Source organism: Robertmurraya korlensis NBRC 107688, from assembly GCF_001591645.1.
Taxonomy (GTDB): Bacteria; Bacillota; Bacilli; order Bacillales; family Cytobacillaceae; genus Robertmurraya_A.
Window position 1 is genome coordinate 83,394 of sequence record NZ_BCVH01000001.1, and the last position, 23,516, is coordinate 106,909.

Genomic DNA, 23,516 nt, shown 5'->3' on the forward strand with positions numbered 1-23,516 from the left:
AAATATATTTGAATATTTAATTAATCACCTTACTTGCGCTTTTTGCTTAATCTTGCTAAAGTAAAGTGGATTCTTATGTATATAAGTATTTAGCTAGAAGGGAAGTAAAAAAATGACAAAACAACAATTTGGTGTTATTGGGTTAGCGGTAATGGGGAAAAACCTTGCTTGGAACATCGAGAGCAGAGGCTATACAGTCTCAGTTTACAATCGTTCAAGCGAAAAAACAGATGAAATGCTTGCGGAATCAAATGGAAAAAATATATTTGGTACATATAGCATGGAAGAATTTGTTCAATCACTTGAAGTGCCTCGTAAAATCATGCTTATGGTTAAAGCTGGTGGGCCAACTGATGCAACAATTGATCAATTAAAGCCATTACTTGATAAAGGTGATATCGTTATTGACGGTGGAAACACGTATTTTGTTGATACACAGCGCCGCAATAAAGAACTTAGTGAATTAGGAATCCATTTTGTTGGAACAGGTGTTTCAGGCGGAGAAGAGGGTGCTCTTAAAGGTCCTTCTATTATGCCAGGTGGACAAAAAGAAGCATATGAATTAATTGCACCTATCTTTAAGGATATTTCCGCAAAGGTTGACGGTGAGCCTTGTACAACGTATATCGGTCCAGATGGAGCAGGCCACTATGTGAAAATGGTTCATAACGGAATTGAATATGGAGACATGCAGTTAATCTCTGAGTCATACTTCCTATTAAAGCATGTACTTGGCTTAAGCGCAGACGAGCTTCATGAAGTATTTGCTGAATGGAACAAAGGTGAGCTTGATAGTTACCTAATCGAAATTACAGCTGATATTTTCACGAAAAAGGACGAAGAAACAGGTAAGCCTCTTGTTGACGTAATTCTTGATACGGCTGGGCAAAAGGGTACAGGTAAGTGGACAAGCCAAAGCTCTCTTGACCTAGGGGTACCACTACCAATCATTACTGAGTCTGTATTTGCTCGTTTCCTTTCAGCGATGAAGGAAGAACGTGTACATGCTAGCAAGGTATTAGGTGGACCAACTGCGAAGGAATTCACTGGTGATAAGAAGGCATTTATTGAATCAGTTCGTAAAGCTCTATATATGAGTAAGATTTGTTCATATGCACAAGGCTTTGCACAAATGCGTGCGGCTTCAGAAGAATATAACTGGGACTTACAATATGGAGAGATTGCGATGATCTTCCGCGGGGGATGTATTATCCGTGCTCAATTCCTTCAGAAGATTAAAGAAGCGTATGACCGTGATGGACAGCTTAAAAACTTGTTACTTGATCCATACTTCAAGGAAATCGTTGAAAGCTACCAACATGCTCTACGTGACATTATGGTTGTTGCGGTTCAAAACGGAATTCCTGTACCATGTTTCTCTGCTGCGCTTTCATACTATGACAGCTACCGTACAGAAACACTTCCAGCGAATCTGTTACAAGCTCAACGTGACTATTTCGGTGCACATACGTACCAACGTACAGATAAAGAAGGAACATTCCATACAAACTGGTTCTAAGCCTTCTAGAAGCCAAAATAGCCTACCCAATAGGGTAGGCTATTTTGCGTGCCTGTGATTAGTCTTGAAAGCATAAAAAAGGCCCCTATCCTTAAATGGATAGGAGCTTTTCTTTTAGCACTTATCAACGTCAAAGTTAGAGATTGGCCACCAATGGAATCCATCCTTCTCAAGTAGCTCATCTGCTTCCCGAGGACCCATTGTACCTGAAGCATAGTTAGGGTAGTTTTCAGCCTTTTGATTTTCCCAAACATCAGAAATCTTATCAACAAAGCTCCAAGACAGAGCAACCTCATCCCAGTGAGTAAAGTTTGTTGCATCCCCACGCATGCAATCAAAAAGAAGTTTCTCATACGCCTCAGGTGTATTGATACCATCGATTCCACGATTTGCATAATTTAACTTAACAGGAGTGGCTGCGATGTTTTGACCTGCTTTTTTCGCATTTAAATGCAGTGTAATGCCTTCATCTGGCTGGATATGAATCACTAGTAGGTTCGGATTCAATGTCTCCTCAGGGCTATAATACAGGTTCATAGGAATGTCTTTAAATTGGATTACAATTTTTGTAGATTTGGCATCCATTCTCTTTCCTGTACGTATATAAATTGGAACACCTGCCCAACGGAAATTGTCAATCATCAGTTTTCCAGCTACGTATGTTTCCGTATTAGACTCTGGGTTAACCATTTGTTCCTCTCGGTAGCCTAATACTTCTGTGCCTTCAACCGTACCTTTGTCATATTGACCGCGAACAAAGTATTCCTTTACTTCTTCTCCCTCAATTGGACGGAGAGCTCGTAGGACTCTTACCTTTTCAGAGCGGATCTCTTCTGTTGTTAGCTTTATTGGTGGTTCCATCGCAAGTAATGCGACCATTTGTAGCATATGGTTTTGAACCATATCTCTTAACGCACCGCTTTTCTCATAGTAGCGTCCACGCTCTTCTACCCCAAGAACTTCACTGGAAGTTACTTGAATATTCGAAATATAGCGGTTGTTCCAAAGCGGTTCGAAGATCGCATTGGCGAATCGAATAACTTCTATGTTTTGAACCATTTCTTTACCTAAGTAATGATCAATTCTGTACACTTCATCTTCAGAGAATGCAGTTCTAATTTGGTCATTTAGTTCTTGTGCAGATGGTAAATCATGACCAAATGGTTTTTCAATGACTAAGCGTTTAAACCCACTCACATCGGTCAAACCATCTTCTTTTAAATGTAGTGCAATCGTTCCGAAGAACTCGGGAGCCATAGCCAAATAGAAGATGCGATTACCTTGTAACTGATAATTTGTGTCAAGTTGACTCGCTAGCTTGTTAAGCGTTGCGTATGAATTAGAATCGGTTACATCATGTGAATGATAGTAAAAATGAGATGCAAACTCATCGATTCGATCCTCTTTTTGAATAGATGTCTTTACCGATTTTTTGATGTTTTCTTGGAATTCATCATTTGTTAATGGTCTTCTTGCAACTCCGATAACAGCAAATTTGTCTGAAAGGTTTCCTTTTTCAAACAGCTTGTAGAGCGAAGGATACAGTTTTCTATTCGCTAAATCACCAGTTGCTCCAAATATCATGATTAATGCAGTCGGTTTCTCGTTTTGCGTCACGTTAAGAACCTCTCTTCCAGGGTATTTCCATGTTATATATGTATTTTTATAAAAAAAAATTGACCTATACAAGTACAGAATTTTATCGGTTTCTATCGAAATAAGCAAATAATTCTTCACGAATTTACGTATTTATTTTAATCCAAATCGCTTGAACTATCCTGAATGATTATGAAAGCGCTATTTATTTATTTTATGAAATGTTTTAATAAAAATATTTCATAAAATGATTGTTGCATTTTTTTCCATGTAGTATGATGGTGTTAGATAGATCAACTGTCTAAAAAGGAGGCTTTCTTTATGAATGTGATTGAAAGCAATCAGTTAACAAAAGTCTACGGAAAAGCTAGAGGAATATCCAATGTTACTTTCTCAGTGAGAGAAGGGGAAATTTTTGGCTTTATTGGACCAAATGGAGCTGGGAAATCAACTACTATTCGAACCTTGCTTGCACTCATTTATCCAACTAGTGGTAGTGCTACGATCTTTGGGAAGGACTGCATTAAACATGCTCCCGAGATTAAAAAGGAGATTGGGTATCTGCCTTCAGAAGTCTTTTATTATGACAATATGAAGGTTATTGACTTGCTAAAGTATTCAGCAAGCTTTTATAAAAAGGATTGCACCAAACGAATGAAGGAGCTTGCCGATGCGTTAAACCTAGACCTTTCCAAAAAAATTGACGATTTATCGTTAGGCAATAAAAAGAAGGTTGGTATCGTTCAGGGGTTATTACATGAACCGAAGCTTATTATTCTAGATGAACCGACAAGCGGATTGGATCCACTCATGCAACAGAAATTCTTTGAATTATTAAAAGAAGAAAATAAGAAGGGGGCAACCATTCTCTTCTCCTCTCATATTTTGAGTGAGGTTCAAAAGCTTTGCGACCGTGTGGCCATCATTAAAGAAGGCGAAATTGTTAAAGTGGAAACGATGAGTGCACTGACGGAGAATAGTTACAAGAAATTCAGACTAGAAACGATAAATGAGGTATCTCCAGACTTTTTTAAGTTAGAAGGGGTTACTGACATAACGAGAAAAGAAAAGACTTTATCATTTATTTATAAAGGGAACATAAATACCATTATTACCAAAATAGCAGAAATCCCGCTAAAAAATTTATGGGTAGAAGAACCAACCCTTGAAGAGATTTTCATGCACTACTACGAAAAGGAGGAGTAGAAGGTGAATATCTTTCTTCATGAATTAAGAGCATATCGAAAGTCGACGATTATCTGGACGATTTCTCTTATGGTGCTCGTACTCTTTTTTATGGCACTTTTTCCTTCTTTTACGAAAGATGCGGAACAAGTGAACGAGCTCTTAAAAACTCTCCCGGAAGCATTGCGTAAAGCGGTTGGGATTGAGATTGGTAGCTTTACAAGCATTCTTGGTTTTTACTCATATGTTTTTATGTATATTACGTTGTGCGGAGCAATACAGGCGATGATGATAGGTGCTTCTATCCTATCCAAGGAGGTACGGGAAAAGACTGTAGATTTTCTTCTTACCAAGCCTGTTTCAAGGTCAACGGTGATCGTGTCAAAGCTCTCTGCAGCATTTGTCTCTATTGCAATTACTAGCTTGTTCTTCGTTCTCTGGGCTTACTTCATTGCTTTATACGTAAGGACGGATGATTTTAATGAACAAGCATTTTTTCTTCTTTCCTTTACTCTCTTTTTTGTTCAGGTGATGTTTTTAGCCATAGGAGTTATTGCATCTATGCTATTGCCTAAGTTGAAGTCAGTACTTTCTATATCACTAGGTGTCGTATTTGCTTTCTTTTTTATTGGAATGTTTGGTTCTACAGTGGGCGAAGCTTCTGTTCGATATATTACTCCATTCAAGTATTTTGACTCGATGTATATTATTAAAAACAGTCAGTATGAATGGTCATATTTGATCGTCGGATTGATGTGGGTTATCACAGCTCTTGTCGCTAGCTTTTTTATCTATACTAAAAGAGATATGGATGCTGTGTGAGGAGGGAGGGGGTTTTGGTGAATGTATTTTTAAGAGAGTTAAAAGCACTAAGAAAGTCACTCGTTATATGGTGTATAGGAATTCTAGCTATGGTAGCTGGAGGAATGAGTAAGTACGGGGCAACAGAATCTGCTGGTCAGTCTATTAATGAACTCATGGTCAGTATGCCAAAGGCGTTGCAGGCCATTATGGGAACTGGCTCGTTAGATTTAACGACTGTTAGCGGCTATTACGGGATTTTGTTTTTATATTTAATTGTGATGACTACTATTCATGCTGTGATGTTAGGTGCGAACATTGTCTCAAAAGAGGAAAGAGATAAAACAGCCGAATTCTTGTTAGTGAAACCAATATCTAGAAAACAGGTGATCTTTTCAAAATGGATGGCTTCCTTGGTAGCTATTATTGTAATAAATCTCGTCACCTTTTTGATTTCTCATATAATGGTCGATTACTATAATAAAACAGATGATTCCTACCTGATTGATATTGCTGAATTGATGGGTGGTATGTTTATTCTGCAACTTCTGTTTTTATGCTTAGGGACGTCCATTGCTGCTTCCATGAAGCATCCTAAACGAGCTGCAAGCATATCTACAGCTGTGTTACTAATTACCTTTTTCTTATCAATGGTTATTGATCTAAACGAAAATCTAGAGATTCTTTCAGTCTTTACTCCTTTTAAATATTTTGAGGCAAAAGACATCATTGGTGGAACTGGCTATGAAGCGCTATATATAATGCTAAGCATCATATTAGTAGTAGTCCTGACGATCTATACTTTTATTGCTTATGAAAAGAGAGATCTGCATATATAGTAAGAATCTCGTAACAAATATGGTATAGTGAAAGTAAGAATGAATTTATCTCCGATGTCTGTGATGACGTCGGTTTTTTTACATAAAGGAGCGTTTGAAATGGATGTTTTATTTCTTGGTACGGGGGCAGGGGTTCCGGCAAAAATTAGAAACGTAAGCTCTCTTGTACTGAAGCTGTTGGATGAAAGAGGGACACTGTGGATGTTTGATTGTGGTGAGGCTACTCAGCATCAAATTTTACATACGTCTATTAAGCCACGACGCATAGAAAAGATATTTATTACTCATCTTCATGGCGATCATATATATGGTTTGCCGGGTTTCTTGTCCAGTCGATCCTTCCAAGGTGGAGAGTCACTAGTTACGGTTTATGGCCCTAAGGGGATAAAAGAATATGTCAATATCTCCTTGCAGGTAAGTAGAACGTACCTAAAGTACCCTTTAAAGATTGTAGAAATTGAAGAGGGGATTGTATTTGAAGACGAGCAGTTCAAGGTCGAAGCTCGTAAATTAGAGCATGGAATTCCATCATACGGTTATCGAGTTGTAGAGAAGGATCGTCCAGGCTCTTTATTAGTAGACAAGCTTCAGGAAGCAAATATTCCACCTGGACCTTTATACAAAAAAATAAAGGCAGGGGAAAATGTCGTTTTAGAAGATGGAACAAACCTCGATTCTTCTGAGTTTCGTGGCGAGGATATAAAGGGGAGGATCGTGACAATTTTAGGTGATACAAGACTATGTGACAACGCCTATACACTAGCTTCAAATGCTGACCTTCTCATCCATGAGGCCACGTTTTCTAAGGGAGAGGAACAGCTTGCGTATGATTATTTTCATTCAACCACTACACAAGCAGCACAGGTCGCACGAGACGCTGGAGTGAAGCAGCTGTGCCTTACTCATATCAGCTCTAGATATGATAGAAGAGCCTCCCAATTACATGTAGAGGAAGCGAGAGAGGTATTTCCGAATACAGAAATCGCCGACGATTTTAAAGAAATCTCTATTCCAGTTAACAAATAAATCGGGACCCACTTTGGTCCCGATTTATTTCTATATCATTAATTCCAGCCTCTGCTATATGGAGCAGGAGATTCTAGTTCCACTCCAAGTTCCTTCGCAGCAGTTCTTGGCCAGTATGGGTCACGTAAGAGCTCTCTAGCTAGGAAAACAAGGTCCGCTCGACTATTTTGTAAAATCTCTTCTGCATGTAACGCATGAGTGATTAATCCAACCGCTCCTGTAGGAATCTGTGCTTCGCGCTTAATTTGATCGGCGAACGGAACTTGGTATCCTGGAAAAGTTGGGATTTTAGCTGGAACAACCGCTCCGGAACTCACATCAATCAGGTCTACTCCTTGCTCCTTCATCCATGTGGAAAGAGTAACATAATCGTCTACCTGTAAACCAGCTTCCGTCCAATCGGTTGCTGACACTCTAACAAATAAGACACCGGTCCATTCTTCTTTCACTGCTTCGATTACTTCTTGTAGGAAACGGTAGCGGTTTTCAAGTGATCCTCCGTATTCATCCGTACGTTGGTTCGATAATGGCGACAGGAATTCGTTAATTAAGTAGCCATGCGCCGCATGAATCTCGATCACATCAAATCCAGCTTCCTTCGAACGACGTGCAGCTTGCTTGAAGGCTTCCACCGTTTCTTGAATATCTTCTACAGTCATTTCCTTTGGTGTTTTCATTTTGTCGTTAAAAGGTACCGCAGATGGGGCAAGGATCTCACCCTCTAGTTCTGCTTTTCTACCAGCATGTGCGATCTGGATGCCAGTCTTAGCTCCATAGGCCTTCATTCCGTCAGACAATTCCTTTAAACCAACAATATGCTCATCATTCCAAATTCCTAAATCATATGGAGAAATTCTTCCTTGAGGCGTAACGGCTGTTGCTTCCAAAATAATAAGCCCCACTTGACCAACCGCTCTACTAATATAGTGAGTGCGATGCCAGTCTTGGATATGCCCATCTTGATTATGACTAGAGTACATGCACATAGGCGCCATAACAATGCGATTTTTAAACGTAACATCTTTGATGGTATAAGATTGAAATAATTTACTCTCCACTTTCTTTCCTCCTAAGTGTTTCGTTATGCTAAATATCAATAGTATAGCAGGAAACAGCTTTTCTGGAAAAAATTACGCCTTGTTATCACGTAAATCTTTTAATCGATATTTCGTTCCTCTCCAAATGATCCCGCCTCGCATAAAGGTAAGGAAGCAAGCACGAATGATGGAATAAATAAACAAGATAGCCGTAAAAGGAAAGAGTAGAAACATCCAGGGTGAATAATTAGTCATTCTTTTAATAATCATGGAATAGATCATCCCGAGTAAAACAATATTCCCAATGCTTAAGGTAATAAGTGTACGGTCAAAAGCAAATAGCGTAAGGAAGGGGAGAACTTGTGATACAAATACTCCGAAGATGGCAAATAGCACCATACTAACTCGGTAATGTAACCCTGCAAACGTATTTTTCTCTAAACCAATTAGTGCTTCTTTTAATGTTGAATACCACTCTACCTCAAGGAGAGTCAGAGCGGTGATCATCCGATGTTTAAAACCCTTTTCCTTCATCTTTTTCCCGAGCATTAAATCATCATCCGGACGCATTTTTATTACTTCGTGAGTTCCTAGCTTCTCATACGCTTCTTTTCTCACTAAGTTAAACGCTCCAATTCCAATTCCTACTTTAGAACGAGGATTGTTAGCTAACCAAGGACGTTTAAAATAAGAAAATCCAAACATAAAAAAAGCAATAAAGCTATTTAACCAAATACGCTGACCTCGTAAATTAGGGGCAGCTGTTAAGTGATCCAGTTCATGTTTGATAAAATAATGGATTGCTTTTCCGATTGCCTCCTTATGAAATAAGACGTCTGCATCCGTGAATAAGAGAAGCTCTCCTCTCGCTTGCTTAGCTCCAACAAATAGTGCATGATTTTTACCTAACCATCCTAGTGGAAGATCCGTGATGTGGATCACGTTTACATTTTTATTTGCCGACTGCCTCTCGTTCATAATGTTAGGAGTGTTGTCGGTGGATCTGTCGTTAACCAAAATCCACTCCAAATGGTGATAACTTTGCAAAAATTGACTTTGTAAGCTTTTTCTTACAGCCTTCTCCTCATTACGGGCCGCAACAATAATGGAGACAAGAGGGCCATCCTGAGCCACCGGTTCGTCTTCAAGACGATTGATTTTTTGAAGTCCGAGCTTTGCATCAATAAAAATAAGTAGCCAGACAACTATACTTATAGTTAATAAAGTAGAAACGATAAAAAATAAGGACATTTAAACACCCTTCTGTTTGTAAATAAATTTATTGCAGTTTCGATTATACGGCCTTTGTTAAATATGGAAAAGAGCTAAAGGGGAATTAAATCGGAGTTCTATATTGGAACTCCAATTTAAATGGAAATAATACCCTCTATAATGCTTCTAGCATGATCCCGCAAGTAACGAGATAGGCCATACCACTAATAAGAAGTACGATCCCAGATATAGCAAAGGCCACATCACTATTCATCCGTTCCACTAGAATAGTATTAAGTACATTTAGAATAATCAAGCCAACACAAAACGCTAATGTAACCCACAGTACATTTACCCCCAAAATGCTCCCACCTTTATTAATTGTTAAAAATTAGTTTTCTCTCTTACTAGCTGTCTATACACGGTGTTGGGTATACATTAGAAAAAATAGAAGACAATCTGTTGTTAGGTCAAAAAAATGTAAAATTCGTTGTGATATAATAGAGAAGACAATTGCATAAAGCAGGGTGGGGCGATTGATCCTTCCGTGAAGGGGGGTGATAATCGTGGATTTAGATACAGCGATGTTTATGATTGCGCTGGTTACTCTAATCATACTTTTGATTGATAAAATAAAAAAGTAAAACCCACCCTGATCTTGGCCGACAGGTGGGCTCTACTTCTAGAAAACACTAAGTTCATGCCAATCGCACACTTTTGCGATTATGCGTTGTCAGAGTAAGCGTAGTGTTACCAGCACTGCGCTTATTTTTAATATACGGATTATCTACCCTTATTATAGACTAAATGTACGAAAAAATAAATGAATGAAAAATGTAATCTAATAAGCAAGTAATTATTAAAGATTTAAAAGTAATGTAAGTTTCTTTATGAAAACTTTACCCTCCCTTTATTTAAGTGTAAAAGTCATAATTTACCCTAAGAGTATATCTGAAGGGAGGGTTTGAAAATGTCTAAAGCTCACATCATGATTCCTCTGTTTATCTTGTTCCTTTTTATCGTTGGGTCCTATAAATTGGCGGAGACCAATTTTAGCCAGTCCATATCAGACCAGAATGTTCAGGTTCAATTGTTAGGCGTAAATGATCTTCACGGTCAACTAGACAAGGATCAAACCCTATTAGGGGCTAAAGTTGGCGGTGCTGAATACTTGTCAGCCTACCTAAAGAAATATAAGGGATTAAACGAAAATACACTACTTGTTCATGCTGGTGATATGATTGGAGGAAGCCCCCCACTTTCTTCTCACTTTCAAGACGAACCTACGATTGAACTTCTTAACCTACTAAAGTTTGATATTGGTACACCTGGAAATCATGAATTAGACGAAGGAGTCAAAGAGATGCAACGACTGATTGATGGAGGTTTTCATGAAAAAACAGGTGATTTTCCAGGTTCCACTACCTCTTATATTTCTTCAAATATTATCAATAAAAAAACGAACACCCCACTATTACCACCATACGTCATTAAACAAATAAATGGAATCAAGATTGGGTTTATAGGCGTTTTAACAACTGAGACCAATCAGTTTGTTCTCCCGGAACAACGAAAAGAGATTGAAATTAATGATGAAGTATCCGCCGTTAATCAATCGGTGCAGCTTTTAAAGGAAAAAGGAGTAAAGTCCATTGTTGTTCTTGCTCACGTGCCAGTAGAATCTAATGAAGAAGGAACGAATCCACAAGGAGATTTAGCAGAGATGGCATCAAAAATGGATGATGAGATTGACGTCATTTTTGGCGCTCATAATCATCGTTATGCGAATACGATAGTTGATGGGAAATTAATCGTCCAATCGTATTCTTATGGAAAGGCTTTTTCTCAGGTGCTATTAAGTATTGACCCGACAACAAAGGACGTTGTTCAGAAGGATGCCAATATTATAGTTACATCACAAGATTTAATAGAACCAGATAAAGAAACGTTGGTGCTTCTTCAAAAATATAGAGAAAAAATAGAGGGGAATTCAAATACGATCGTTGGTGTAATTCCTGAAGGATTTTCACGGAAGAAAAATGCCAATGGCGAATCTCCTCTGGCAAAAGTCATTGCTGAATCTTCTAAAAATACAATGGATACAGAAATTGCTTTTGTGCATCACGGAGGAATTCGAGCTAGTATAAAGAAAGGGTATATTTCTAAAGAAGACCTTTATACCGTTTTGCCTTTTGACCATACGCTAAAAAAACTAACCATGACAGGAGAGCAGATAAAGCTCGTGTTAGAACAGCAGTGGACGGAGGATAAGGAAAATATTTTACAAGCAGTAGGAGTAACCTATCAATGGGACTCTGATGCCCCGGTTGGCAGCCGGATTCTTGAGGTGATTGATCGGGAGGGAAATGTTCTTGAAACAAAAAAAGAATATGAAGTAACCGTAAGTAATTATCTAGCATCTGGAGGAGACGGATTCACGGCCTTTAAAGAAGGTAGATTGGTAGAATCGGGTCCTAGGGTTGTTACGGCTCTTATGGATTATATTCAGCGGGAGTATTCTTATTGAAAAATTTGGTGTGTAAAAGTTTCGATAGCATTGGGTTGACTTTTCTTACTTGAAAACCTTGTAATGTTTACACAGTCCACGCACGTTGAGGTAGTATCGCAGATGATTTTAAAAGAAGAAGCAGGTTCCCGGTAAGGGAAAAACCTGCTTCTATTCAAATGTTGGGGCGGCAAATCGGTAATAAATGACCGGTGTGCCGTCTTCCTTTACATCGATTCGATTAATGAGGCGATGTAATATTTCAGGTGTTAATTCATCAAAGTTAAGAAATTGAAGAAGTTCTTGTTTAAGCTTGTCGATATTATCAATGATTTGCTCACTTTCGAGCATCGAAATCATTTCATTTTTCTTTTCTGCAAGCTGAGTGAGTTCGTTATTGTTATCTTCTACCATTTCTAAATACTCATCATGATTGATTTTTTCATCGGCGAGCATATTGATGAATTTCTTTTTTCGCGTTTTTAACACTTCAATTTGCTTGTTAAACTTATCCAGCTTTTGTTGGATATCCTTCTTTGATTTCTTCGACTTCGCCTCAAGTTCTTTCAGATATTGTTCTTTATCAATTTCTTGAACAAGTTTTTGGATATCATATAAAATCGTTTCTTTGAGAAAATCCTCTTTAATCGTGTGAGAGCTGCAAGCCTTTTTACCGTGACGAGCGTAATTACCGCAAATGTAACCATTCGGTCTATTGCTTCTATACCACATGCCCTTACCACAGTCGGCACAGAAGAGGATGTTCGTAAATAAGTGAAGCTTCGGAGCCGTAATGAATTTTTTGCGCTGCTTCATCAGATTTTGTACTGCTTCAAACATATCCCTTGAAATGATGGGTTCATGGGTATTTTCAAAGATATACATTTCATCTTTCTGTTGTTTCTTTCGTTTTCTGCTTGTGACACTTACTGTGGTCGTGCGCCCTTGAACTAAATCCCCAACGTAATGAGGATTTGTAAGAATGAGCTTGATTGTGGAATCATTCCATTTATCACTCGCATTTTTCTTTCCTGCAACATCAGCTGGTGTTTTGACTCCTTCATTGTAAAGCCGTCGTGCGATACTTTCACGACCACTTCCTTCAAGATACTCCTTGTAAATTCGTCGCACAATTTCAGGTGCCTCATCTTTGCGTATATAAAGTTTACCCTCTACAACCTCATAGCCGTATGGAGGATTGGATCCTTTAAACAAGCCCTTTTTTGCACGTGTTTTCAATGTTTCTTTTACACGATTACTTGTATTTTGAGATTCTTGTTCATACATCCAAGCGTACAAACCAAACATATTGGTATTGCCCGTTAATGTGTTGATAGCATTATCCAATGTGATAATGTGAATCCCTTGGTTTTCACAAAGGTTTTTGATTTTATATGACAATTCACCATTACGAGCAAGCCGTGATAACTCTTTGGCTAAGATGATATCGAACTTTTTAACTTGAGCGTCTTCAATCATTCGTTGAAGGTTTTTTCTCTTTGCTGTTGTCCCGGATTGAACATCTACGTAAAATTCGTAGATGTCCCATCCTTTTTCTTCAATGAATTTGTAAAACAATTCTTTCTGATATTTTAGTGAGGCTTTTTGTTCCTCTTTATCTGTTGATACTCGAATATAAATTGCACATCTCATGAAGCACCTTGCTCCTTATCGTTTGATTGAGATGTAGCAGTGTTCACCTTGTTAGCAGTATTGACAAGTTCCTCAATTTTATTATCAATGATTGCTTTAATTACTTGAGTAAATGCCAGCTTGGAATCTGTGTAGATTCGTTCTGCAGAAAGAGTGTTTTTACTCATTAAGACCGCCCCTTTCTATTTAAGTTAAGGACGTTTGTTGTAACATTATTTTTACTAGAATCATATAGGAATTCAGATAACAATCCTTCTGCTTTTTTTAGATATTTGAATGCTTCAGGATTCATTCGGCTGTATAACTCACCTTTGCTAATATTACTTGTTTGCATTGATTAATGCTCCTTTCATAATAAAAACCGCAGAAAATTACATAGTCATCTAATGATGGCTATGTAATCGCTGCGGTTTTCGCTTGTTGTTGGGTTACAATATTTTTTTGAAAATTACTTAATTTGTTCTTCTAATATGCGTTTCTTCTTACCATATTTGATTCGTTGGCTCATGATTTGAGTTTCATGTTCAATTATCCAAGCATAAATACTAATTAAATCTACATTTCGTTGCTGAGTATTAATGGAACCATCTAATGTTATAATATGAATTTCATTCATTTCACAAAGCTTCTTCATTTTAGACGATTGTTCAGGATTTCGAAATAATCGTGAGGGGTCTGTCGAAAGAATAACATCAAATTTATTATTTTGAGCATCTTCAATCATCGCTTGTAGATTTTTATGCTTATTGGTACCTGAGCCAATATCAATATATGAATTGAATAACTCCCATTTGCGTTCTGCAACATAGCGTTCAAGTCGCTCAGTTTGTGTTTTTAAGTGGTAATCTTGATTGTTTTTGCTTGCTGTTCGAATATAAATTGCACAATTCATTATAATAATTTCTCCTTTAAGTTTTTAAAATTGAGTAAACTAAAGTTGTCTAATATATTTAATAGCTATTTAATTTCCTCTAAAATCTTTTAATCAGTAATTGGTTAACCGGAATACATTGTATCTTCGTATTTTTATATTTGAAGACTTTTTCGTAAAAAATTATGATTTTATTGCAGTTTAAACTTTCGGTTTTTTGACCATAAAGTAAATATATGGTTCGGTTTTATGGCTATCGAAGTATTCTTCGATGGTCAGAAAACCGAAGAGCTACTCCAAAAAAGCCTTGATAACAAGGGTTTTCGGAGTAGGGAGCTTACGATATTACTTTTTTTATTACTTTGTTGAGAATACTTTCGGTTTCTTAACCAGTCAAATTCTCTCTATTTACCAATTTTTTCGGTTAGCTGACCAGTTGTGTCTTCTAACGAAATAAATGGAGAAAGACGATAACTAATCTGGATTTCGTTGTTTTTATCAAAATCAATCATCACTTCATCGAAATACATTAGGAAGAATACGCGTAATTCGGTATCTGAAAAGTCGTAAAAACTTTGCTGTATCAGCTCATTCATTAATACATCAAGAAAGTTGTCTTCAAGTAATCGATTGATTTCATCCATTGTTGAATTGATATACATAATCTCACCTTCCAAGTGTTTTTGTGAAACTGAAAAAGCTTCAGCCAATAAGGTGTTGGTCGTAATATCAGGTGTGAGCATTTTCTCATTATAGAGTAATTTTTCTAAAAGTCCCTTTAGATCATTTTTAGCCTTTAGGAGTTTCGTAGACCAGCCTTTCAGTTGTTCCTTAGCGCTTGTTATAAAGGTTGGAAGCTGTGTATTCCACTTGCGTTGTAAATCATTTAAAACGGTTTTGTGAAGAGGAATTATAGATACAGCTTTCTTGCATTCTGTACACCGATAGATCATGTATTTACCTTTTTTACCTTTGGGAGAATTGTCTTTTGCTTGAAGTAAAGCACCACATTTCTTGCATTTAATTATTCCACGAAGGTAATAAGGCGTACTCATTGTACCGTATTGAGCTTTCAATTCGTTGATTTGATTTACCAAATGAGCAAGTGTTGGACTGACAATGTAGTCATGCGAATGCCTTAACAAATTAATTTCAGATTCCGGTTTAGGTTTGCTGATTTCATAGCTCGTTCTAACATTCCAAGCTAAATTTCCAGAATAGACGCGGTTTGATAAAACATAACCAATGGTGCTACTATTCCAATACTTAATCTTGTTCGTTGTTATCCTACATTTGTTAAAATACTCAGCTATTACATCTTGCGAGTGTCCTAGACTTGCTAGATAAAAGATGAGTTCTACAATTGGAGCATCTTTATTTGGATATAAGATACCATCAACCATATCGTAGCCCACGGGTACACGAGAGCCGGGACGTTTTTTTTCTCCTAGTAAACTTGCTTGAGCATCCTTTGCTCGGACGGATTTTATTTCCGATTCCTCTGCAGCAAAAACAAGCTTGGCTTGTACAATAGGGTCATTCGGATTCCACACACCATCATATTGAGTGCTGAAAAACCTTACAAACGGATAATGCTGTTTAACAGGGGTGTAGACCTCATTATAAAAATCCGTGATACTACGGGTAATTCTCGATTCTTCGTAGAAGCAGATAGCTTCAGCTCCATTTTCGATATCCTCTAGAATCATCTGTATACCCTGACGTTTACTGGCATTATTGTGGTAGGCACTTGTTGCTTTGTCCGCACGCCATTCAACAATTTCTAGATTTTCTCTTTCAGCCAACAGTTGGATTTGGTTTTTCTGAATTTCTAATGAATGATTGCCCTCTTGTTTTTTATCTGAATAACGTAAATAGGCGGTTGCTTTTGTCCTCATGATGCATTCCATTCCTTTGCAAATGTTGAAAAGAATAGATTAATTCCTATATTGGATTCATGAACTACGACATCATGAACAAGCAATTCCGTTAATCGTTGAACATCTTGTTGTGAGAGGCTTAATTCTTGTTGAGATAAAATCTTATCAATGCTTTTAATCTCATTACTTAATAATTGTAATGCTACTAAATCTTGCCCAATCTTATTGGATTTGTCCTTTAACATTTGAATTCTATCCAAGTATCTAGAAATAACAGACTTGCTACTTAGGTTAATGGTACTTAGCTCAAGTGAAGATTCAAGATATTCTGATGTTGCGATATCCTTTTCATGTTCTAATCGTTTCTTAGTATTAGCAATATATTTGGACATAATCTTACTGGCTAACTGGGCAGACATAGACTGTACATGCTCCAGAACCGCGTACTTAACGGAATCATTTAATTCAACAACTGTAATCATCAGCCTTTTATGGTTGGCACTGCAAACGAAATAACCTTCATCCAGAACGTTTTGCTTGCGATGCTTCATTTTATTTCCGCATTTGCCGCACAATGGTGTTGTCATGAACAGGTTACTAATCTCATTAAGCCTTTCTTTATAGATAGCTAGAAATTCATCTATCTGAGACTTGGCTGCCAAATATAAATCCAAACTGATTATAGGTTCTACATGATCCATTGGGTGCAATCCATTTTTCGATTCGTAATGAGCAGCGTAAAATGGATTGGTTAAAATTCGTAGTCGTTTCTCAGGTTGATTTAGGCCCTTGTGGCGTGTCATAAAAAAGTTAAAAAATCGCTCTTCGTCTTTCACATTACTAAACTCAGTGAATAGTGAAACAATAGAATCTCGCTTTTCCTCATTCACGACAAAATAAACTTGATTTTCTTCCTTTATACGCTTATATCCAAAGATATTGGAAGGATATTGCTTGCGGGTATCACTGGTACGTGTTCGAATATTTTCTCCTTCCATCTGTCCGAACATTCCATAAAATGCTTCTAGAGCTAACTTATTTCGGAATGTCGGTTCATTGCTAGCTGTATAAACAACTTCCACATTATATTTAATAAAAACTCTCGTGATATCCACAAACTCATAAAAGTTTCTAGCGAAGCGATCCCGCTTATATCCAATAACCTTTTTAACTTTACCTTCTTGTATTAGTTGGATTAACTCCATCAGTTTTGGTCTATCCTTCATTTTGAACTTTGTTGCAGAAACGTCATGATCGGTTAGTTCGATCACAAAGTCCTCTTTTCCGGTTAAACCCTGTGATTCAAGGTATCTCCTAGCTGCAGAAAGCTGTAACTCAAGACTTTGGGCAGCTGAACTGACACGGCCATAAATGACCGTTAAATCTTTTTCATTCATGGTAAAATCCTTTCAAATTATTATTTTTACTAATCAATAAAGCCTGAAGTCTATAATCGTCTTTAGTAATATGGTCCAACAACGCCTTCTCAATAAAGCGCTTGAACCACAGTTCTGAGTCTGACGATAATTCCTCGGAGTAACTGACTTTAACGACACGATACTTCTCGGTCATAGCTTCCCCTCCCATCAAGTATTTGCTTACCATCTTTGACGTGAGGGGAATGATTTATACGTTATTTCATTGAATCTTGCTTATTTGGTTCCATCTCTATATCAAAAGATAATTGGATGCCATCTGAAATTTCTTCAGCTTTGGCTGATTTGTTCTTACGAGGTACAATTATCACTTTTGTTTCATATCCGGGAATTTCAAGCTTCTTTATGATCTGGTTCATGTTTCTTTTCTTGTAAGTGGATGAACAATATCATGATAGTTTTAGAGATTCCAAGTGAATCACAATGCTCAAGGCATGATTTCATCCAGTCTGTATTTGTCTTCTTTTTCTTGTCCTCCACTCTTGGAGACCTCCTTTCCTGTTTACTTTTAATGCAAATGGCCATTTACGGAGTACATAATAGCTTCGATTTATCTTTGTTCGAAGACCTTTTCAGAAAAATTTTAAGATATTGAGGTTTAAAGAGATGAATGAATTTACTGATAAAGCTTTTTTGTTATAAAGCGACAAAAAATATCAAGGATATGGAAGTTAACGGAGAGTTATAACATAATTAGAGGTAAAATAAAAAACAAAAAATGGATTAAATATGGGGGCCATTCTGCACAGGTTATATTTCGAACCTACTAACAGACCTAAATTTACTTATCTCTGATTAAAAAGAAGTTTAGTTAAAGTCGAGACTATGAAGGATCAGGAAGCAGGTTTTTTGGTATGAAGTGCGAATGGACTTTAGAAAAACAATATAAGCGGTGGAATCGTATAAACTATTTAAGAAAATCCGAAGAAGTGTAAATATCAGTATAAAAATAGGTTTTCCGTAAAAAGTTATGAAGAACACAGGAAATCGATAGAGACTGCAGGCGTATAAGTAAAAAAACTTACTTTATCAATGAGTGAGAAGAAGTTTTGGAAGTATTTTTTTGTGAATTTTGGATTTTAATATGATTTTTTATAATTTATGTGGAAGAAGGTGGGAATATATTATGGGAGATCCTAAAAGAATTAAGAGGATATTAACTTTACTTCATCAGATTTGGGAACACCAACCCGATGTCAGATTCAATCAATTGGTATCAAATTTGCAAAGCCTCTACTCTCAAGATAATAACAGCTATGGTCGTAGAGAAGTATATACTAAAAACTCTATTAACCTAGAGAAAACATCTTACCTAGACTTTTTCTACTTTGAGGATGATAAGTGGGAGGAATTTCTTGCTTCTTATTGGTCAAGCATTGAACAAGAAATAATGCTACGAAGAGTAGAAATAAATGAGGATGTACTTGCGGAAGTAATTGGGCTATTTATCCATGCTGGGATTGCAAGTGAGCAGATAACCGATGCCTTCAAAGAAAACCTAAAGGCGTTTTTTATTAAAGAAAGTAGATGGTTAACTGTTGAGGCAATAGTGAAATTGATTAGGAATTTTACTAAAAATGAAAGACAAGAACTTTTTGAAAAGGTAAAGCGGTATTTGTAATTGCATTTAAATAGAGTATTCCATAACCAATATCAAAAACAGAAGGAGTTATTTTTTCTCCTTCTGTTTTGACATACAGATTGCACTAACATTTAAATGATTGCCAAACGACAGTAATATTAAACAGAAGCCTGTATTATTTTTTTCTAATACATTCACCGCCATCTCCACCTCGAATAACAGGTAATAAAAGAAATACACAATGTTGTACTTGAGGATTCATAGTATTGAACTTAACTAGGAGCCTCTTAGGTATCCCTCCTTTAACCAAGAAGCCAATAACCATATGCTATGAAGGCTAGCTTTCCCACCTCTCCGTATAAAGTTATGGAAGGTAATTGTCTTCGCAAAATACATACTGAAGGAATTTGTATACAAAATTTGTCGGTTCAAAATTAATTATGGAAGATTATAAAATAAATTGACATAAAATGTAGAAAGATTTGATGTAAAATATTAAGATTGTATTGAAAGGAGATGGATAGTTTTGGAATATAGAGGGAACCGGTGGTATAAAACAGATTTACATTTACATACCCCTGCTAGTAGGTGTTTTAAAGACCAAAATGTAACTCCAGAACAATGGGTTAATAGATGTTTAGAGCAGAATTTAGATGTGGTTGCTGTTACGGATCATAATACTGGAGCGTATATAGACAGTATTAAAGAGGCTAGTATAAATACACCTCTAACAGTTTTCCCCGGTGTAGAAGTAACTTGTGGGGAATCAAAAGTTCACATATTAGTAATATTTGATAAAGATAAAGGAACCCAATTTGTTGAAGATTTTTTATTGAGTATTGGTATCGAACGTAACGCATTTGCTACTTCAGAAGCATACACTCCTTTATCGTCAATTGATCTAATTAAAAAAGTAGATGAAAAAGGTGGAATTGCGATTCCTGCCCATATAGATGAATTTAATGGGTTATGCGAAATAGCACATATCAATAGGGTAGAATTACTTAATTCACCATTAATAAACGGAGTTCAAGTTGTTTATAAGATGTTCCTAAGCAACAATATAGCTAACTTAGAAATAGAGAGAACCTTGGAAGAATATTATAGTCGATCAATAGGTGAAGAAACCTATAAGAAATGGAAAGTTACTGCACAACTTGCAAAAAGCCATAATAAATCTATCCTTACATTTTCTGATAATCCTGATAGTCAAGGAGACTCTAGACATGGCCTTTGGGGAATAGGAAATAGATTTACTTGGATTAAAATGGATGAAGAAAGTAGTTTTGAAAGCCTGCGGCAAGCACTTCTTTTACCTGAGCATAGAATAAGAAATGATTTTATGTCTGAAAGCGCACCATATAATTATCCAGATTCTTGGATAAAAAGTTTAAAGGTGAATAATACAGAACTAAATGAAAATGAAGTAGAATTCTGTTTTAATCCCCAAATGACAACAATTATAGGTGGTAGAGGAACTGGTAAGTCAAGTTTATTAAGGTTTATTCGTGGTGTATTCAATAAAATTACTGATTTAAAGGGCTTATCAAATTTATCAGAAGAACAACAAAACTTCTTTAAAGTAAAACAAAATGATGATGGTGTGTTAAAAAAAGAATCTATTTTAGAAATGGTAATTGTAAGATTCGGTAAAGAGTTTAAAGTATATTTATCAGACTTCAACAAGAATGGTCCAGAAACTGTGTTGGTCTATGAATATGACAATAATCAACAAGAGTTTTTACCACTAGAGAGCAGAGACATATTAAGTATTTTCAATATTGATATTTTTTCACAAAAACAAATATTCGAGATAGCTAAAAAACCTAATGCTCTAAGAGAACGTATTGATAATCCAATAAAAGAAATTTCTATTATTAAAGAGGAACTCAATAATATAAAGTCAAAGTATCTTGAACAATCTTTTAAAGTTAGAAGGATTAAATTAGGCATTGAGAGAAAGCACAAGTTAATTGCAGAGATTAATGATAAAAAGGAGCAAATTAGTTCCTTTAAAGAAAGTGGCTTCGAAAGCCTAATTGGTGAATATAAAAATTACAATAGTCAATTTTCTGAGCTTAAAACCTTAATAAATCAACTATCTCAGAAAGAGGTTTTAATTAAGACTGTTGCTGAACAATTAGAATTAAAAGAAGTACCTAAAACCGATAATATTACATCTGCATTTAAAGAAGAAGTGGATTTAATTATTAACGAAACTTTAGAGCAATATATAAAAATTCAAAGCTTAGTAGAAGATGCGCAGACAAGGACAACTAAATTAATACACGAATATAAAGATAAGTTAGACCAAACCGAATGGAGTAAAAACTATAGCAGAATAAAAAGTGACTTTGAAACAACGAAGAATGACTTATCTGAAAAAGGTATTACCGATTTGTCTAAACTTCAAAGTGTTACGGATGAACTTACTAGTTTAGAAGATAGTTTGAAAAGTATTATTGAACTTGAAGATACTTTGGAGAGTGAAATTGAAAAACAAAAAGAAATCAGGGATGAGTTTATTGAAAAGAGAAAAGAAATAACAACCAAAAGAAGAGAGTTTATTAATAGTGTAATCTCTGATGAGGATAATATAAAAATTGAAATAAAACCATACAGAGATTCGCAAAATTTTAAAGGATTATTCCGTAGCATTATTCAAAAAGAGACCGGTTATGATGATGATATAAATAAAATTGTTCAAAGTTGTTTTACTGGTGGAGATGTTATTTCAAATATTGCAAGGTTGGTTAATGAATTTAAAAATATTAGGGGTAAGACTTCATCGAATCTAGAATTGGGCGGAAGAATGATAAATGTGATAAAGGGATTAAATGAAGAACAAATAGATGAATTAACACTTTTAATCCCTGAAGATGAAATTGGGGTCAAATATAAACCAAATGGATCTTCTTCATTCAGAGTTCTTACTAATGCTTCTGCAGGGCAGAAAACATCGGCAATATTAACTTTTCTGTTGTCTTTTGGGGAAAATCCTTTATTACTTGATCAGCCAGAGGATGATTTAGACAACCATCTAATTTACGACCTTATTGTTGAAAGATTAAAGCGTACTAAAGAGAGAAGACAAATAGTAGTTGTAAGTCATAATGCTAATATTCCAGTAAATGGTGATTCAGAATGGGTTATTTGTATGGATTCTGAAGCAAGTGGTATTAGTTTGCTTTGTAGCGGAGCTGTTGAGGATGGGGCAGTTAAAAGAGAAATTTGTGATGTCATGGAAGGTGGCGAGAATGCCTTTAAACTTAGGGCTAGAAGGTATAATATAAGCTGAAAAACCTATCACATCAAATGAAAGATGTATCTAACCTAATTTAAAGAGTGCGAATATAAAAATTTCGTACTCTTTTTCAAAATAATTAATTTTTAAAACAAAAATTTATTAAAGAACAAATTAAAGTAAATATCTCTCAAGAAAAGTGGAACCTTATTAAGTCTTATACTTTTAAAACAAAATAATTGAGGAAATAAAGGACATGAATGAATTAGTTAAGTTAGTTATAGACACAATTACTAAGTTATTTGGAGAAAATTATTTAGACTTTCTAGTTTTTTTATCAGTTTTGATTATAGGTATTTTATTATTTAGAGAATTTAAATTAAGAATTACTGAGGAAATAAATAAAAAAAATGAAAAAACCGAAATAGCATTACAAGTATTGTATGATTTGAAATTTGAATTAGAGATTTATACAAATTCCAATAAGAACATAGAAGATTATCTAAAATTAAAGGATAAGGTAGTATTAGCTTTACCTTATCTATCTTATAAGTTGACTTTAGAATTTAGTAAACTAAATCAAACAGTAAGTAATAGTGAGATACTGACTATGTGTAAAGGTTTAGAGAGTGAAATAAGTTTACTAAAATATAATCAAGATAGTGCAGTAGTAGCCTTAAATAACAAAACACTCATTGACAATATTGATTACTTATATAAATCTAAGTTTTACCCTATTTTTATGCCATTCATGTTAACTATTTTTACTATAATAATTATTTCACTTCTCTTAATAACCTATTTTTCATTGTCGAGTATAGAGTCGGCTTTAATGAAATACTTCTTAATTCAGATGTTAGTTAATTTATTATTTTTATTATTCTATATTGTAATAATAGGAAGTTTAATACAAACTGATAAAATTAAAAAAGGTTGGAAAACATGGACTTATGTATTGATTAGTATATTAATATCGATATTGATAATAGCTTTTTATGAAAAGTATATGGTACTGTCAATGATACATTTTGTACTATTTATTATTATGTTTGTTGTATTAAAAAAGTACTTTGTAAAATAGAGTGTTCTATTAAAGCCCATCTGAAGGGTTAGCACAATACGTTATAAG

The 23,516-nt window shown here is 35.7% G+C and carries 22 protein-coding genes; 9 read left to right on the plus strand and 13 right to left on the minus strand.

What is annotated here, in order from left to right:
• Positions 1-112: 112 nt before the first annotated feature.
• Positions 113-1,519, plus strand: a complete 1,407-nt coding sequence (gene gnd / locus BKO01S_RS00435; RefSeq protein ID WP_066047263.1) for an NADP-dependent phosphogluconate dehydrogenase — start codon at positions 113-115, stop codon at positions 1,517-1,519.
• Positions 1,520-1,633: 114 nt separating this feature from the next.
• On the opposite strand, the gene zwf is transcribed toward gnd, so the two are convergent.
• A complete protein-coding gene (gene zwf / locus BKO01S_RS00440) occupies positions 1,634-3,103 on the minus strand; it encodes a glucose-6-phosphate dehydrogenase (RefSeq protein ID WP_066049428.1) in 1,470 nt (489 codons plus the stop codon).
• A gap of 333 nt (positions 3,104-3,436) precedes the next feature.
• On the opposite strand from zwf, the gene BKO01S_RS00445 reads away from it, so the two are divergent.
• From BKO01S_RS00445 to rnz, 4 genes are all read left to right on the plus strand, one after another.
• Positions 3,437-4,321 carry an ABC transporter ATP-binding protein gene (locus tag BKO01S_RS00445; protein WP_066047266.1) on the plus strand — a complete coding sequence of 295 codons (885 nt, stop codon included), beginning with the start codon at positions 3,437-3,439 and terminating at the stop codon, positions 4,319-4,321.
• 3 nt (positions 4,322-4,324) lie between these two features.
• Positions 4,325-5,122, plus strand: a complete 798-nt coding sequence (locus BKO01S_RS00450) for an ABC transporter permease subunit (protein WP_066047269.1) — start codon at positions 4,325-4,327, stop codon at positions 5,120-5,122.
• A 17-nt stretch (positions 5,123-5,139) separates the two neighbouring features.
• Entirely contained in the window at positions 5,140-5,940 is an 801-nt protein-coding gene (locus BKO01S_RS00455; RefSeq protein ID WP_066049431.1) for a DUF2705 family protein, read from the plus strand.
• Positions 5,941-6,039: 99 nt separating this feature from the next.
• Positions 6,040-6,966 carry a ribonuclease Z gene (rnz, locus tag BKO01S_RS00460; RefSeq protein WP_066047272.1) on the plus strand — a complete coding sequence of 309 codons (927 nt, stop codon included), beginning with the start codon at positions 6,040-6,042 and terminating at the stop codon, positions 6,964-6,966.
• Between the two features lie 38 nt (positions 6,967-7,004).
• Here the strand turns inward: rnz and namA are convergent, their stop codons facing one another.
• The 3 genes from namA to BKO01S_RS00475 all read right to left on the minus strand — a co-directional run bounded on the left by namA (position 7,005) and on the right by BKO01S_RS00475 (position 9,576).
• On the minus strand, positions 7,005-8,024 hold the full coding sequence (gene namA / locus BKO01S_RS00465) for an NADPH dehydrogenase NamA (RefSeq protein ID WP_066047274.1): 1,020 nt from the start codon (positions 8,022-8,024) through the stop codon (positions 7,005-7,007).
• 72 nt (positions 8,025-8,096) lie between these two features.
• Positions 8,097-9,254: a glycosyltransferase family 2 protein gene (locus tag BKO01S_RS00470; RefSeq protein WP_232311133.1), complete on the minus strand. Its 1,158-nt coding sequence runs from the start codon at positions 9,252-9,254 to the stop codon at positions 8,097-8,099.
• A gap of 136 nt (positions 9,255-9,390) precedes the next feature.
• Complete coding sequence (locus BKO01S_RS00475) at positions 9,391-9,576, minus strand: hypothetical protein (RefSeq protein WP_066047279.1); 186 nt, start codon at positions 9,574-9,576, stop codon at positions 9,391-9,393.
• 609 nt (positions 9,577-10,185) lie between these two features.
• On the opposite strand from BKO01S_RS00475, the gene BKO01S_RS00480 reads away from it, so the two are divergent.
• Positions 10,186-11,742 (plus strand): bifunctional metallophosphatase/5'-nucleotidase, encoded by a 1,557-nt coding sequence (locus BKO01S_RS00480; RefSeq protein WP_066047282.1) that lies wholly within the window; start codon positions 10,186-10,188, stop codon positions 11,740-11,742.
• 150 nt (positions 11,743-11,892) lie between these two features.
• Here BKO01S_RS00480 and BKO01S_RS00485 read toward each other — a convergent pair whose 3' ends face one another.
• The 9 genes from BKO01S_RS00485 to BKO01S_RS24190 all read right to left on the minus strand — a co-directional run bounded on the left by BKO01S_RS00485 (position 11,893) and on the right by BKO01S_RS24190 (position 18,041).
• The gene (locus BKO01S_RS00485; protein ID WP_066047283.1) at positions 11,893-13,374 is read right to left on the minus strand and encodes a recombinase family protein; all 1,482 of its coding nucleotides are present in this window, start codon (positions 13,372-13,374) and stop codon (positions 11,893-11,895) included.
• The gene (locus BKO01S_RS24535) at positions 13,371-13,541 is read right to left on the minus strand and encodes a hypothetical protein (RefSeq protein WP_198158744.1); all 171 of its coding nucleotides are present in this window, start codon (positions 13,539-13,541) and stop codon (positions 13,371-13,373) included. Before BKO01S_RS24535 ends, BKO01S_RS00485 begins: the two co-directional genes overlap by 4 nt.
• Positions 13,541-13,708: a hypothetical protein gene (locus tag BKO01S_RS24180; RefSeq protein ID WP_157077247.1), complete on the minus strand. Its 168-nt coding sequence runs from the start codon at positions 13,706-13,708 to the stop codon at positions 13,541-13,543. Before BKO01S_RS24180 ends, BKO01S_RS24535 begins: the two co-directional genes overlap by 1 nt.
• 114 nt (positions 13,709-13,822) lie before the next feature.
• Complete coding sequence (locus BKO01S_RS00490) at positions 13,823-14,266, minus strand: recombinase family protein (RefSeq protein ID WP_066047286.1); 444 nt, start codon at positions 14,264-14,266, stop codon at positions 13,823-13,825.
• A gap of 383 nt (positions 14,267-14,649) precedes the next feature.
• Positions 14,650-16,143 (minus strand): recombinase family protein, encoded by a 1,494-nt coding sequence (locus tag BKO01S_RS00495; protein ID WP_066047288.1) that lies wholly within the window; start codon positions 16,141-16,143, stop codon positions 14,650-14,652.
• Positions 16,140-17,522: a recombinase family protein gene (locus BKO01S_RS00500; protein ID WP_066047291.1), complete on the minus strand. Its 1,383-nt coding sequence runs from the start codon at positions 17,520-17,522 to the stop codon at positions 16,140-16,142. Before BKO01S_RS00500 ends, BKO01S_RS00495 begins: the two co-directional genes overlap by 4 nt.
• Positions 17,515-17,697: a hypothetical protein gene (locus BKO01S_RS00505; protein ID WP_066047294.1), complete on the minus strand. Its 183-nt coding sequence runs from the start codon at positions 17,695-17,697 to the stop codon at positions 17,515-17,517. Before BKO01S_RS00505 ends, BKO01S_RS00500 begins: the two co-directional genes overlap by 8 nt.
• Positions 17,698-17,758: 61 nt before the next feature.
• On the minus strand, positions 17,759-17,920 hold the full coding sequence (locus tag BKO01S_RS24185) for a hypothetical protein (protein WP_157077248.1): 162 nt from the start codon (positions 17,918-17,920) through the stop codon (positions 17,759-17,761).
• Entirely contained in the window at positions 17,895-18,041 is a 147-nt protein-coding gene (locus tag BKO01S_RS24190; RefSeq protein WP_157077249.1) for a hypothetical protein, read from the minus strand. Before BKO01S_RS24190 ends, BKO01S_RS24185 begins: the two co-directional genes overlap by 26 nt.
• A 646-nt stretch (positions 18,042-18,687) precedes the next feature.
• On the opposite strand from BKO01S_RS24190, the gene BKO01S_RS24540 reads away from it, so the two are divergent.
• The 3 genes from BKO01S_RS24540 to BKO01S_RS00520 all read left to right on the plus strand — a co-directional run bounded on the left by BKO01S_RS24540 (position 18,688) and on the right by BKO01S_RS00520 (position 23,468).
• Complete coding sequence (locus BKO01S_RS24540) at positions 18,688-19,182, plus strand: hypothetical protein (RefSeq protein ID WP_066047297.1); 495 nt, start codon at positions 18,688-18,690, stop codon at positions 19,180-19,182.
• A gap of 487 nt (positions 19,183-19,669) precedes the next feature.
• Complete coding sequence (locus tag BKO01S_RS00515; RefSeq protein WP_066047300.1) at positions 19,670-22,441, plus strand: TrlF family AAA-like ATPase; 2,772 nt, start codon at positions 19,670-19,672, stop codon at positions 22,439-22,441.
• Positions 22,442-22,643: 202 nt separating this feature from the next.
• Entirely contained in the window at positions 22,644-23,468 is an 825-nt protein-coding gene (locus BKO01S_RS00520) for a hypothetical protein (RefSeq protein ID WP_066047303.1), read from the plus strand.
• Positions 23,469-23,516: the final 48 nt, after the last annotated feature.